Here is a 13,445-nt window from a genome sequence, read left to right as displayed (position 1 = left end):
ATAATATCATGCTCAAATATTTATTGTCTAACTAATTATAATCTATACAAGATGAAGGATAAATTACAAGTACTTTCTGAATCAATGATGATTCCTATTATATTACTTGGTCTAGCAGGGATATTTATAGAATTAGGGTTAGCTTTTGCAAATATGGAAAATGTTTCTGATTTAAGGCTTGTGGATTAATACATGAAGACTTATTTATAAATATATTCATTAAAGTAATAAATGATTTAGGATTTATTGTAATGAGATACTTACCAATATTCTTTATAGTTACTTATGTAATATTCACATGTGCAATTAAGAAGTTTGATATAAAGACACCAGGAAGAAGCTCAGAAGAAGTTAAGCTTTACAGTAAGAAAGAGTATAGATAAAGACAAGATGTAGATAATTTTAAAGCAGTAAATAATTGTGCAGTAGAAGATACAGTAGAAGACAAAGATACAGAACTTGTACATTCTATAATAGAAGGTTTAGCAGGAAGTGACAATATAAAAAGTATTACGAACTGTGCAACTAGGTCTAGAGTAGAGCTAAACCCAATAGATGGATTCTATGAGGATGGTTTTTGGGTAAATGAGCTAGGTGCAAGTGGAGTTGTTAGGAAGAAAAATTCAGTTCAAGTTATATTTGGGCCAAGAGTTATTACAATAGCATCTAAAATTAAAGTTGTGTTAGGTGTAGATTGATGAGTATAAAGCCATGTAAATTAGATTAGTTTGCATGGCTTTTTTAGTTGCAAGAGTATTATAGTTATTTTGAATCTATGGAAAACTTGTGCATAATAGCCACATCTACTAAATAAACTTATGATTTCAAAATAGAACGGTTAAATTAAAAAATAATGAAGTGCAATATAATTAAACATGGTAAAACATAATGAAACATAACTAAAAATACAGAAAAATATAAAAAAATATAGCTAAATATAATAAAACATAATATAATTACTTTGAAGGGGGTGACAAAATGTGGGAGTTTTATAATAATTTAATAGATAAAATACCAGAAAACATAAGAGTAAAAGATTTTATTATAGGCTCAGAGTTTGCTATGGTAATAACAGATTATGGAGCAGGTATTAGTCATTTATTATCTGATAAAAGATTTCCTTTTGAAAACGATATAAAAATAAATATGTCTTTAAAAGATTTATGCAAGTCAATTAAATCTTGGAATTTTATAGAAGCTAGTTTAGGATTAGCAGCAATAAATTCTTATTATAATCAGAATATTTGCAATAAAACATTAAGCCTAGAGAAAATTAATCATCATTTCATTTCCATGATTGATGATTCATCAAAAAAAATAGCAGTAGTAGAGGGAAATCTTCAAAATAAAAATAAAATTAAATTTAGATATGATGTGGATTTTTTCAATAGAAAAATAGTAGAAGAGGATTACAACATATCAGCATATGGATATTTAGTAGAAAACTATGATAGTACATATTTAGGAGGAGACTTAATTATTAATAAACATTTAATAAAAATAGCAAATGATTCACTTAATAAAGAAAGCATAATTTGTGATATATCGACACCTATATCTTCAGATTTCAAAAAATTAGGTATAAAAAATATAGGTGGATTTGTTGTAGATGATATAGATAAATGTTTTAATTTAGTAAAAATAAGTGCACCTTATGAGGATATTGAAAAGACAGGTAACATAATGAAAATAGTAGAGACAAAAGGGGATTAAATAAGTGAATAAGAGTGCAAAAAGTAATAAGTTAATTATGTTTTGTTTAGTTATAATATTGATTACATTGATATTAGTATCATTAGCACTTGGAAAATATCCAGTAGAACCACATCAAGTATTTGGAATTTTAGTTTCGAAAATATGTAATATAGATAAGTTTTGGACAGATAGCATGGAAACTATATTTTTAAATGTTAGATTACCAAGAATAGTACTTGCATGTTTAGTAGGTGGGGCATTGGCAGCTGCAGGAGCATCATATCAATATATTTTTTTAAATCCTATGGCATCACCAGATATACTAGGGGCATCATCAGGAGCAGCATTTGGAGCTGCTTTAGCATTATTTCTTTATAAAAGTGGTAGAGAGGTTACAGTTAGTGCATTCATCTTTAGTTTAATTACTGTAATTTTAGTCTATTTTATAAGTGAAAGAACAAAGGGAAGTAAAGTGTTAGGCTTAATTTTATCTGGTATTATGGTAAGTTCATTATTTTCTTCAGGTACATCTTTTATAAAACTTGTAGCAGACCCTAATGACCAGTTACCTGCAATTACATATTGGTTAATGGGAAGTTTATCAGGAGCTAAAATATCTGACATAAAATTTGCAATTATTCCTATGTTAATAGGTATAGTACCTCTAATACTTATTAGCTGGCAAATAAACATATTGACTGTAGGAGAAGATGAGGCAAGAACGATGGGGATAAATACAAAGCGTATAAGATTTATTACTATTATATGTGCTACACTTTTAACTTCTGCAAGTGTTGCTGTAAGTGGAATGATAGGTTGGGTTGGTCTTGTAATACCACATTTATCTAGAAGATTAGTTGGAAATAATTTTGTTTATTTATTGCCAACATCAGCTATGTTTGGAGCATCGTTTTTGTTGTTAGTTGATAATGTATCTAGAAATTTATGGACTAGTGAGATACCTATAGGTATATTAACATCGTTTATTGGTGTACCATTTTTCATATATCTGATTACGAAAAGAGGGGATTAATATGATTTTAGAAGTTAAAGATCTCAGTTATTTTTATAAAAATCAAAATGTACTTAATCAAATATCCTTTAATGTTGAAGGTAGTCAGTTACTATGTATATTAGGACCTAATGGTGCAGGGAAAAGTACTATGTTTAAGTGTATACTTCAGTTATTAAAAGGATATAAAGGTGAAATATTATTGGATGGAAAAAACTTGAAGGATTACAAAATTAAGAATCTAGCAAGAAAAATAGCTTATATCCCTCAGTCTCATAATCCTGTATTTAGTTATTCTGTTGTTGAAATGGTATTGATGGGAACAACATCACAAATTTCACCTATGTCTAAACCTACTAAAAAACAAATGGAAATAGTTGAAGAATCTTTAGACAAAATAGGAATTTCCTATTTAAAAGATAGGAATTTTATAAATTTAAGTGGAGGAGAAAGACAATTAGTACTTATTGCAAGAGCTTTAGCTCAAAATGCAAAGATACTTATTATGGACGAGCCAACCTCTGATTTAGATTATGGTAATCAAATTAGAGTATTAAATACAGTAAAAGAATTAACAAGGGATGGATATATAATAATTCAGTCAACACATAATCCAGACCAAGCCTTTTTGTATGCAGACAAGGTTTTAGCTTTATACAATCATGAAATATTAGCTTTTGGTGTGCCTAAGTACATAATTAATTCTGGTCTAATTAAAAAATTATATAACATAGATGTAGAATTAAACAGCTTATATGATGATAAAATTAGAGTCTGCATACCAAAAAGTGTAACTATATAATTTACTTAAGGGGGATAAAATGAAAAAGAAATTATTATCATTGTTATTGGTACTAACTTTAGTAATAACATCTTTAGTTGGATGTACATCGTCAAATGGTGATGCTAAAGAAAAAAAAGAGGATAAAAATGCATCTAAAACAATAATGTTTACTGATTCAGTAGGTAGAAAAGTTGAGATTCCAGCAAATATTGAAAAAATAGCACCTTCAGGAAGTTTAGCACAAATCGTACTATTTTCAGTAGCACCAGATAAGCTAGTTGGACTATCAGGAGATTGGACAGAGGATTCAAAAGACTATGTGGATAAAAAGTATACTAGTCTTCCTGTTTTTGGTCAATTTTATGGTAAGGGAGATTTAAATATGGAAGCCCTTGCAGCAGCAGAACCACAAGTAATTATCGATATAGGTGAGAAGAAAGGTAGCATGAAAGAAGATTTAGATTCTATACAAGAACAAACAGGTATACCAACTATATTTATAGAAGCTACAACTGCTAATATGTCAGAATGTTACACTAAGCTAGGAGAAATCTTAAATGTAGAAAATAATGCAAAAGTATTAGCTGATTACTGTAAAACTACTTATGATACAACTGTAGAAACGATGAAGAAAATAGGTGATAAGAATAAAGTAAACCTTGCTTATTGCGTAGGAGACACAGGAACAAATGTAATCGCAGAAGGGTCTTTCCACTCTGAGATTATTAATATACTTGCAAATAATGTTGCAAAGCTCAATGACCCATCAAGTAAAGGCAATGGAAATGAAGTATCGTTAGAACAATTATATTTATGGAATCCAGATGTAATAGTGTTTGCACCACAGAGTATATATAGTAAAGTAGGAAGTCAAGCTGAGTGGCAAAAAATAAGTGCTATATCTAGTGGTAAATACTATGAAGCACCAAGTACGCCATATAATTGGATGGGATTCCCTCCATCTGTAAATAGATATATGGGTATGATTTGGCTATCTGAAATACTTTATCCAGAGCATTTTAATTATGATTTAAAAGAAAAAACAAAAGAATTTTATAAGTTATTTTATCATGTTGATTTAAGTGATGAACAATATAGCAAATTAACTAAAAACGCTATTAAATAGTATATAGATATAAAGTTACTAAATAATGTTTAGACATAAAGTTATTAAATAATATATAGACATAAATTAAAAGAAAGTAGGATTTTACCTACTTTCTTTCGTAAAAAGGGGAATTGATATGAAACTAATTACAGTAGCAGGGCCACCATCATCCGGAAAAACATCTGTTATTCTTCATCTAATTAAAGCTATGGAGGCAGAAGAAAATAAGGTTGGAGTAGTAAAGTTTGACTGTCTTACATCTTTTGACCAGATTAGATATGAAGAGAATAATATACCTGTTCAAATTGGACTATCTGGTAAAATTTGTCCAGACCATTTTTTTATAAGTAATATTGAAGATGCACTTTATTGGTCTAAAAAATTAAACTTAGATATTTTAATTACTGAAAGTGCAGGGCTTTGTAATCGTTGCTCACCCTATATAAAAACTATACCAGCAGTTTGTGTAATAGATAATTTATCAGGGATAAATACACCTAGAAAAATAGGACCAATGCTAAAATATGCTGATATTGTTGTAATTACAAAAGGAGACATAGTATCACAAGCAGAAAGGGAGGTATTTTCCTTTAATGTACGTCAAGTAAACTCAAAAGCTAAGATAATATTTATAAATGGAATCACAGGACAAGGAGTATTTTTACTTAAGAAATATTTAAGTGATATAAAAGAAATAACCACGCTTAGGGAAAAACAATTACGTTTTACAACACCAGCATCAGTGTGTTCTTACTGTACTGGAGAGACTAGAATTGGAGAATCTTATCAAATGGGAATGATAAAGAAAATGGAGTTTGACTATGAAATATGATAATTATGAAAATTTACTAAACATGTCTATAAAAGAGATAAAAGAAAACTACTCTATGGCCTTTGATTTTTTCTTAAATTACAATCTAAGTAATGTAGATGATTCAATTACTTTTAATAATCTAATAGAATCTTTAGATGAGGAATTTTATATAACTTTTGGGATAGAAAAAGAAGAGTTATACATTAAATTGGTGGAGTTTTTAAAAGAATTTGACCAAGATGAAAAGAGTTTAAATATAGAAAGCATTACTATTAATGGTGGGTACAATAAGCTAAAAGAAAAAGAAGCTATCTCATTGAAAATAAAGGCTGGAGAAATTATAAGTATTGTTGGACCTACAGGTTCAGGAAAAAGTAGACTGTTAGAGGATATTGAATGTTTAGCCCAGAGAGACACTCCTACTAACAGACAAATATTAATAAATGAAAGTATTCCAAGTGATGAAACTCGTTTTGTTATGGATGGAAAGCTAGTAGCTCAACTTTCACAAAATATGAATTTTGTAATGGATTTAACAGTAGAAGAATTTTTACAAATGCACTCTAAAAGTCGTTTCTGTGAAAATCAAGACGATATAGTAAAAAAATGCTTTTATTGTGCTAATAAACTAGCTGGAGAAAAATTTGAATTAACCACAAAGATAACCCAATTATCAGGAGGTCAATCAAGGGCTCTTATGATATCGGATACTGCATATATGAGTTCTTCACCAATAGTTTTAATTGATGAAATTGAAAATGCAGGTATAGATAGAAAGGAAGCTCTAAGACTATTATCTAAAAAGGAAAAAATAATTTTGATTTCAACACATGACCCTATATTAGCTTTAAACGCTAATAAAAGAATAGTTATTAAAAATGGTGGAATTTCAAAGGTAATATCTACAACAGATGAAGAAATAGAAAGTATTAAATACATAGAAAGCCTAGATAATATTTTACTAGATATTAGGCACAAGGTTAGAAAAGGTGAAGTCTTAAATAGAAAAGAAATAGAAAGTATTGTACAGGAGGAGGTAAATGACTTTGTGGGAACTTTATGATGATTTAATAGAAGGAATTCCTAAAGAGATAATAGTTGAAGATATAGCTGTTGGGCAACATAATATTTTAGTAAGAAGTAGTGTAGGTAGTGGTATAGGTTTTGTATATAGTGAAGATGGACGTCCTCCAGAGTTTGTAAAATCTTTTAAAGGAAAATCTTTATATGAAATAGCTGGATGTATTAAGTCTTGGAATATCACAGAATCAGGAATTGGCTTGGCTGCAATAAATTCTTATTATAATTCTGTAAAAGTTTCAAAAGAAAATAATATAAAGTTAAATGAAAACAATTTTATAGAAGATAGAACTAATGACCCTTTTATTTCATACCAGAATATGATAAGGGGAAAAAAGGTAGCGGTTATAGGTCATTTTCACTATTTAGAACAACTATTTGCACCTGTTTGTGATTTATCCATAATAGAAAGTGAAGATATATATGGTGATTATCCAGAGACTTCAGCACCATATATCTTACCTGAACAGGACTTTGTAGTTATATCTTGTTACACATTAAGTACAAAAACTTTTCCTTGGTATTTAGAATTAAGCAAAAATGCTTATGTGGTATTGGTAGGTCCAGCAACTCCAATGGCACCTATATTATTTAAGTATGGAGTAAATGATTTATCAGGATTTGTAATTAAAGAACATGATAAAGTAATGAGCATAATAAGTGGAAATGAGAGAAATAGTATGTTTTACAGTACAGGTCAGAAAGTAAATTTAAAAGACAGTGGGGAAATTTAAATATGAGAATGAATTGGAATGATACTACAATAAAATCTTTTGTTGATGCAAGTGAATATACTGGTTTTCACAAGATATTAGCTAAAGAAATAATTCCGTACATCAAAGATAGCCAAACTTTTTGTGATGTAGGTTGTGGATTAGGTTTAATAGATATGTATTTAAGCAAAGAACTGAAAGATATAACTTGTATTGATATAAACCAAAATGCTATAAATTATTTAGAAAAATCAATAAAAGACAATAATATAAGCAATATTAGATGTATGGTAAAAGATTTTAAAGATATAAATACAAAATTTGATACTATACTAATTTCTTTTTTTTCATATGAGAATATAGAATTTTTTACTGGGCATTGTGATAGATTAATTGCAATTGTTAATGATAAGTCCAAAACTCATATTCCAGTATCTAAGAAAAGAATGGATGTGGTGGAAAGACATAGTTCAAAAAATTTAAAAGTATTATTAGATGAAAAGAAACTTAGATATGAATTAATACCATTAAGTCTTGAATTTGGACAGACATTTACTTGTGAAGATGACATAGTTAGGTATGCTAAGTCTTATGATGAAGGCGGAGAGTATGAAACTATATACAATCATATTATGAAAAATATAGTTAAAGGAGATAAAGTAGCTTATTACCTTCCATATGAAAAAAATATATCTGTTTTTATAATAGACTTTAATAGATAGATAATTGTAAATTTTAATTTTGCATATAGTGCTATATTTTGATTTAAGTTGACAATTTATATAAGATTGCATACAATTAAACTAAGAATTGAATAAACGTATTTAAAGAGTAGGGAAGTTGGTGAAAATCCAACACGAACCCATCACTGTAAGCATGGATAAATTCTACATAGCCAACAGATGTTATTTAGAAAGGCTGAGAAAATGAAATGTAAGTCAGATACCTACATTAAATATTAGTAAATAAATTTAGGGGGGAGCAACTAGATTTATTGTTTTGTATATGGAATTTAGAATTTAAAGTATACATATTAAAATGGGATGTTATAGCATTATTTGCTATAACTTTTTTTATGCTCATATTTCTAAATAAGGGGGAAATGTATTATGAGGAAGATTTCAAAAGGGAAGCTGAGTAGTATAATTTTAGCAATTATGCTGATGTTATCATTGATAACAGGGTGTAGTAAGCCAGAGGAAAATAATGATGTTAGTAAGATGAATAATGAAAAGGAAGTAGTTTTAGCAGCAGCTAGAGATTTGGCACCAGGTGAACAAGATGCTTATTACACAAGTTCTATACTCTATGTTTGGGAACCGTTAATAGGGTTGGGTGATGATGGAAAACCAAAGGCAGAACTTGCAGAAAAATGGTCAAATTCAGGTGATTATAAAGAATGGACATTTACAATAAAGAAGGGTGTAAAATTCCATGATGGTGTAGATTTGAATGCAGATTCAGTAGTAAAAAATTTTGAACGTTATATGAATATGAAAACGAAATCTTCACCTTTTTATTCGTTTGATATAGAAAAGACATATCCTAATTTACAAAGTGTGGATAAAGTTTCTGACTATGAAGTTAAACTTACTTTCAGTAAACCAATATCAACTTTAATATACAACATGGCTAGATTTGGAAGTGCTATGTATAGTCCAGAGTGTTTTGATGTAAAAACTGGAGACTTTACTAAGTATGCACAAGGAACTGGTCCATTTAAGATAAAAGAACGAGAAAAAGAACAATTTGTTTTGTTAGAGAGAAATCAAGACTATTATGGAGATAAAAGTAAAGTTAAAAATGTAAGAGTAAATGTAATTAAAGATGCACAAACTCGTTACACAGCACTTAAATCAGAGGAAATTATGGGTGTTATGGATTTAGGGGCTATTACTCCAGAGTTAGCTAGTGAGCTAATAAAGGATGAAAACTTTGAGATTAAAACATCTCCATCAACAATAACTCAATTTGTATCTACAAACGGTACTAGGGCACCATTTAATAATGTTAAGATAAAAGAAGCACTAAGCTTGTTGGTGGATAGAGAAACTATAGTAAATAAATTTTATGGAGGATATGGAACTCCGACTATGAATATATTGAACCAAGGTTCACCTTTTGCTAAGGAAATTAAACCTGTTTATGATGCAGAAAAAGCAAAAAAAATTATAAAGAATGAGTTAAAAGGGGAAACAAAAGAGTTAGAGTTTATAATACCATCTTATGGTGTAGACCGTTATCCATACAAAACTGTAGCAGAGTATATACAATCTGTATTAAGTGAAGTTGGATTAAACTCTAAAATAACTATACTTGATGGTGCTGCTTTTAAGGAAGCACAAAAAACAGGAAATTATGACATAGCACTTCACACTCAAGGGCTTCCAAATGCAGAACCATTTTCTATATTTGATAGTTATATGAGAAGCACAGGGTCAAGTAATATAGCTTATTCATTGGGCTATAAAAATGAAAGAGCAGATGAATTAATAGGTCAATTAGAAAAAACAATGGATTTAGATAAAAGAAGTAAAATATATGATGAGCTTCAAGATATATCAGCAGAACATCCATCAGCTATACCATTATTTGAAGATGTTAACTTAATTGCCTATAATAAAAAAATAACTGGATACAAACCTACATTATATGGGACTACATTAGCAAATATGGAGTGGAGTAAGTAGTGAAAACACCATTTAAATATTTAATTAGAAGGATATTGATGACTATCCCTATTTTGATAGGAATAACTTTTCTAGGATTTATATTAGGGGTTATAGCACCTGGTGACCCAGCAGTTGAATATTTAAGCATGGATGGTATTTCTGCTCCTACAGATGAAGAAATAGAAAGAGTTAGAGAAGAGTTAGGGTTAAATGATAATATTATAGTTCAGTATATTAATTGGACTAAAAAAGCTATGACTGGAGATTTAGGACTTTCCTATATCAAAAAGACATCTATCACAGAAGAGATATTAAGAAGGTTACCAATAACCTTCTCTTTATCTTTAATGGCTATGTTTTTTGTTATAGTGTTATCTATACCATTAGCTATAATCATGGCTTTAAAAAAGGATTCAGCGATAGATAAGATTGGCACTTTTGTATCTTTACTTATGATATCTATTCCAGGGTTTTGGTTAGCTATTATTATGTTAAGTATATTTTGTGAGAATCTTAGATGGCTACCTACGAGTGGGTATGGTACGATTAAACATTTAATAATGCCTGGATTTGTTTTAGCAGCTGGGACTATAGGAACTGTAGCAAGGTTAAATAGAGCAACTTTAATAGAAAGTATAGGACAAAACTATATAACAGTGGCAAAAGCTAAGGGTCTGTCAAATAAAATAGTTATTTTTAAGTATGCTTTTTTAAATTCATTAATGCCCATTGTAACAGTTCTGGGAAACTATTTTGGTGCTATTTTAGGAGGCTCCACAGTGGTTGAGGTTATTTTTAGTATTCCAGGTATGGGAAGTTATGTAATACAAGGAATAATGAGTAGAGATTATCCAGTGGTACAAGGATATGTGCTATTTACAGGGATTATATTTATAGTGTTTAATTTAATTGTAGACATATGTTACCTATTTCTTAATCCTAAAATGAGGGTGGGAGGTAAATGAGATGGATAAATTTAAAGAAATGTTATTTATACATAAACTAGCTTTTTTAGTGCTAATAATTATGATACTTGTTGCAATATTTGCACCAGAGTTAGCTCCATATGACCCTAATAAAGTACAAATGGATGATAGATTAATGGGAATTTCTAGAGAACATATACTTGGTACAGATACTCTAGGCAGAGATATTCTAAGTAGGATATTATATGGAGCCAGAGTATCAATATCTTTAGCTTTTTTAGCAACCTTATTAACAATGCTATTTGGTAGTTTTGTGGGTATAATAGCAGGATATTGTGGTGGGATAGTAGATACGATAATACAGTCAATTGTAAATATATTTCAAGGTCTTCCAAGTCTTAGCTTTATGATTGCTCTTGCTGGAGTTCTTGGGCCAGGTATAAAAAGTTTATTAATTGCAATAGTATTCACTTCTTGGGCTGGTTTCTCAAGAATAGTTAGAGGAGAGGTATTAAAGGTAAAAGAAGAAAAATATGTTGAAGGTGCAAGAGCACTAGGGGCTAGTCATATTTATATAATTTTGCACTATATAATTCCAAATATATTTGCTCCTTTTATAGTACTATTTGCAATAAGGGTAGGAAAAAGTGTACTTTCTATGGCATCGTTAAGTTTTTTAGGTCTAGGAATACAACCCCCACAAGCAGATTGGGGTGTTATGATAAATGATGCTAAGACTCATTTTAGAAGCTATCCAAATCTATTATTAGCACCTGGGTTTAGTATATTATTATTGTGTTGCAGTATAAATTTAATTGGAGATGCACTAAGGGATATGTTTGATGAAAAAAGCAACACTTTAAGCCAATATCTTTAGAAGGAATAAAAACTATGAATAGAGATATAAGTATAAAAGATTTAAAAATTCATTTTAATACTAAGGAAGGAAAAGTAAGAGCTGTAGATGGAATATCTAGAACCTTTCAAAGTGGTAAAATTACAGGAATTATTGGAGAAACTGGAAGTGGAAAATCGGTACTAGGACTAGGGATTTTGAACCTTGTATCTAATAACTCAACTGTTTCAGGCAGTGTCTTATATGAAGAAAAAGATTTGCTAAAAATTAAAGAAAATGAAATTAGAGAAATCAGAGGGAAAAAAATAGCGTTAATACCCCAAAATCCATCAAGTTCTTTTAATCCAATATTGAAAATAGGAAGTCATATGAATGAACTTTTTTATTATCATGGAAAAGAAAAAAAGAATTCTTGTAAGAGTAAAAGTTTGGAGATATTAAAAAATTTTTTTTTCTCAAATAGTGAGTTGGTTTATAATTCGTATGGATTTCAGTTAAGTGGAGGTATGAGTCAAAGAGCATTAGCAGCTATAGGGACAGCACTAAAACCTAACTGGGTAATTGCAGATGAACCAACTAAAGGGTTGGATGCAATAATAAGAAAGCAAGTATATGAAGTATTTTATGATTTAAGAAGTAATATGGGCGTTAGCATGATACTTATAACTCATGATTTAATGCTAGCTAAAAAACTTTGTGATGAAGTTGTAGTTATGTATGCAGGTAAAATCATAGAAGAGGGTACAAAAAATAGTATCTTTAATAATCCACTACATCCTTATACGAGAGGTTTAATTGATTCACAGCCAAATAAAAAATTAATACCCATTGAAGGGATAGCGCCAAGTCTAACAAACTTACCAAAAGGATGTAGATTTTCTCCGAGATGCAAGGTTGCAAAAAAAACATGTATTGATTATGAACCAAGACTATTTGATGTTAATGGTTCAAAAGTGAGGTGTTTTCTTTATGATAAGAGTTTGTAACCTTTATAAGGAGTTTAAAAGCGGAATAATCAATAAAAAGATAGTTAAGGCGGTAGATGATGTATCTTTTGAAATCAAAGAGGGAAAAACCTTAGGTCTTGTAGGAGAAAGTGGATGCGGAAAATCAACTTTATCAAGGCTTATTTTAAGACTTATTAAATGTGACAGAGGTAAAATTTATTTTAATGGTAGAGATATCAGTAATTATGATTTTTCTCAAATGAGGGATTTAAGAAAAGAGATACAGATAATATTTCAACATCCAGATTCTGCCCTAAGCCCTAAAAAAACTATATATGGCAGCCTTGTGGAACCATTAAAAATTCATAAACTCTACGAAAAGAATAAAGCAAGAGAATACATAATGGAATATTTAAGTTTTGTTGGGCTTAGTGAGGAAATTTTAAATAGATACCCACATCAAGTAAGTGGAGGACAAATACAAAGAGTTGCTTTAGCTAGAGTGCTTTTATTAAATCCTAAATTTATGATATTAGATGAACCTACATCAATGCTAGATGTATCTGTGCAAGCTCAAGTTATACAGGTTTTGAAGAAAGCTCAAAAACAGTTTAATATAACCTATTTATTTATATCTCATGATATAGACTTAGTAAAAGAAGTTAGTGATGAGGTTGCAGTCATGTTAAATGGCAAGATAGTTGAAATTATAGATGCTAAGGAATTGTATAAAAGTGCAAAGCATGCTTATACCAAAGAGCTTGTTGAGAATTTCACTAATTTTTAAAATATAGTAATCAATTGTTTAATTAATCAATCATTACATTAGTAAGAGTAG

Annotated in this window: 16 protein-coding genes and 1 riboswitch; all 16 genes read left to right on the top strand. The window is 29.5% G+C overall.

Annotated elements, in window-relative coordinates; genetic code table 11:
- The first annotated feature begins 51 nt into the window (after positions 1 to 51).
- The 16 genes from IC218_RS10910 (at position 52) to IC218_RS10840 (ending at position 13,394) form a co-directional block, all read left to right on the top strand.
- Complete coding sequence (locus tag IC218_RS10910; RefSeq protein WP_227824406.1) at positions 52 to 189, top strand: hypothetical protein; 138 nt, start codon at positions 52 to 54, stop codon at positions 187 to 189.
- Between the two features lie 62 nt (positions 190 to 251).
- Positions 252 to 383, top strand: a complete 132-nt coding sequence (locus tag IC218_RS21915; RefSeq protein ID WP_255613126.1) for a hypothetical protein — start codon at positions 252 to 254, stop codon at positions 381 to 383.
- An 87-nt stretch (positions 384 to 470) separates the two neighbouring features.
- A complete protein-coding gene (locus tag IC218_RS22220) occupies positions 471 to 698 on the top strand; it encodes a PTS transporter subunit EIIB (protein WP_227824610.1) in 228 nt (75 codons plus the stop codon).
- Positions 699 to 978: 280 nt separating this feature from the next.
- Complete coding sequence (locus IC218_RS10900) at positions 979 to 1,713, top strand: enolase N-terminal-like fold-containing protein (protein WP_227481945.1); 735 nt, start codon at positions 979 to 981, stop codon at positions 1,711 to 1,713.
- A 4-nt stretch (positions 1,714 to 1,717) separates the two neighbouring features.
- Positions 1,718 to 2,728, top strand: a complete 1,011-nt coding sequence (locus tag IC218_RS10895; protein ID WP_413927141.1) for a FecCD family ABC transporter permease — start codon at positions 1,718 to 1,720, stop codon at positions 2,726 to 2,728.
- Between the two features lies 1 nt (position 2,729).
- Entirely contained in the window at positions 2,730 to 3,509 is a 780-nt protein-coding gene (locus IC218_RS10890; RefSeq protein ID WP_227433848.1) for an ABC transporter ATP-binding protein, read from the top strand.
- A 19-nt stretch (positions 3,510 to 3,528) separates the two neighbouring features.
- The gene (locus tag IC218_RS10885; RefSeq protein WP_227824405.1) at positions 3,529 to 4,617 is read left to right on the top strand and encodes an ABC transporter substrate-binding protein; all 1,089 of its coding nucleotides are present in this window, start codon (positions 3,529 to 3,531) and stop codon (positions 4,615 to 4,617) included.
- A 118-nt stretch (positions 4,618 to 4,735) separates the two neighbouring features.
- Complete coding sequence (locus IC218_RS10880; RefSeq protein ID WP_227433850.1) at positions 4,736 to 5,431, top strand: GTP-binding protein; 696 nt, start codon at positions 4,736 to 4,738, stop codon at positions 5,429 to 5,431.
- Positions 5,421 to 6,476: an ATP-binding cassette domain-containing protein gene (locus tag IC218_RS10875; protein ID WP_227824404.1), complete on the top strand. Its 1,056-nt coding sequence runs from the start codon at positions 5,421 to 5,423 to the stop codon at positions 6,474 to 6,476. Before IC218_RS10880 ends, IC218_RS10875 begins: the two co-directional genes overlap by 11 nt.
- Positions 6,454 to 7,227, top strand: coding sequence for a Rossmann-like domain-containing protein (locus tag IC218_RS10870; RefSeq protein ID WP_227481948.1), 774 nt, complete (start codon positions 6,454 to 6,456; stop codon positions 7,225 to 7,227). Before IC218_RS10875 ends, IC218_RS10870 begins: the two co-directional genes overlap by 23 nt.
- A gap of 2 nt (positions 7,228 to 7,229) precedes the next feature.
- Positions 7,230 to 7,928 (top strand): methyltransferase, encoded by a 699-nt coding sequence (locus tag IC218_RS10865; RefSeq protein WP_227433853.1) that lies wholly within the window; start codon positions 7,230 to 7,232, stop codon positions 7,926 to 7,928.
- A gap of 88 nt (positions 7,929 to 8,016) precedes the next feature.
- Positions 8,017 to 8,154, top strand: a riboswitch (cobalamin riboswitch).
- Positions 8,155 to 8,315: 161 nt separating this feature from the next.
- The gene (locus tag IC218_RS10860) at positions 8,316 to 9,896 is read left to right on the top strand and encodes an ABC transporter substrate-binding protein (RefSeq protein WP_227481949.1); all 1,581 of its coding nucleotides are present in this window, start codon (positions 8,316 to 8,318) and stop codon (positions 9,894 to 9,896) included.
- Positions 9,896 to 10,843, top strand: coding sequence for an ABC transporter permease (locus IC218_RS22215; RefSeq protein WP_227824403.1), 948 nt, complete (start codon positions 9,896 to 9,898; stop codon positions 10,841 to 10,843). The genes IC218_RS10860 and IC218_RS22215 overlap by 1 nt, the downstream gene beginning before the upstream one ends.
- 1 nt (position 10,844) lies before the next feature.
- On the top strand, positions 10,845 to 11,681 hold the full coding sequence (locus tag IC218_RS10850; RefSeq protein WP_227433856.1) for an ABC transporter permease: 837 nt from the start codon (positions 10,845 to 10,847) through the stop codon (positions 11,679 to 11,681).
- Positions 11,682 to 11,695: 14 nt separating this feature from the next.
- A complete protein-coding gene (locus tag IC218_RS10845; protein WP_227824402.1) occupies positions 11,696 to 12,646 on the top strand; it encodes an ABC transporter ATP-binding protein in 951 nt (316 codons plus the stop codon).
- Positions 12,630 to 13,394, top strand: a complete 765-nt coding sequence (locus tag IC218_RS10840; protein WP_227824401.1) for an ABC transporter ATP-binding protein — start codon at positions 12,630 to 12,632, stop codon at positions 13,392 to 13,394. Before IC218_RS10845 ends, IC218_RS10840 begins: the two co-directional genes overlap by 17 nt.
- Positions 13,395 to 13,445: the final 51 nt, after the last annotated feature.

Origin of the sequence: Clostridioides sp. ES-S-0005-03, from assembly GCF_020658455.1 — a bacterium.
Taxonomy (GTDB): domain Bacteria; phylum Bacillota; class Clostridia; order Peptostreptococcales; family Peptostreptococcaceae; genus Clostridioides.
Note: the sequence above shows the minus strand (reverse complement) of the source record. Positions and strands in the feature narration are given on the sequence as shown.

Coding starts and splice junctions, on each gene's coding strand:
- IC218_RS10910 (WP_227824406.1), top strand. CDS start 52: ATGAAGGATAAATTACAAGTACTTTCTGAATCAATGATGATTCCTATT.
- IC218_RS21915 (WP_255613126.1), top strand. CDS start 252: ATGAGATACTTACCAATATTCTTTATAGTTACTTATGTAATATTCACA.
- IC218_RS10900 (WP_227481945.1), top strand. CDS start 979: ATGTGGGAGTTTTATAATAATTTAATAGATAAAATACCAGAAAACATA.
- IC218_RS10890 (WP_227433848.1), top strand. CDS start 2,730: ATGATTTTAGAAGTTAAAGATCTCAGTTATTTTTATAAAAATCAAAAT.
- IC218_RS10885 (WP_227824405.1), top strand. CDS start 3,529: ATGAAAAAGAAATTATTATCATTGTTATTGGTACTAACTTTAGTAATA.
- IC218_RS10880 (WP_227433850.1), top strand. CDS start 4,736: ATGAAACTAATTACAGTAGCAGGGCCACCATCATCCGGAAAAACATCT.
- IC218_RS10875 (WP_227824404.1), top strand. CDS start 5,421: ATGAAATATGATAATTATGAAAATTTACTAAACATGTCTATAAAAGAG.
- IC218_RS10870 (WP_227481948.1), top strand. CDS start 6,454: ATGACTTTGTGGGAACTTTATGATGATTTAATAGAAGGAATTCCTAAA.
- IC218_RS10865 (WP_227433853.1), top strand. CDS start 7,230: ATGAGAATGAATTGGAATGATACTACAATAAAATCTTTTGTTGATGCA.
- IC218_RS10860 (WP_227481949.1), top strand. CDS start 8,316: ATGAGGAAGATTTCAAAAGGGAAGCTGAGTAGTATAATTTTAGCAATT.
- IC218_RS10850 (WP_227433856.1), top strand. CDS start 10,845: ATGGATAAATTTAAAGAAATGTTATTTATACATAAACTAGCTTTTTTA.
- IC218_RS10845 (WP_227824402.1), top strand. CDS start 11,696: ATGAATAGAGATATAAGTATAAAAGATTTAAAAATTCATTTTAATACT.
- IC218_RS10840 (WP_227824401.1), top strand. CDS start 12,630: ATGATAAGAGTTTGTAACCTTTATAAGGAGTTTAAAAGCGGAATAATC.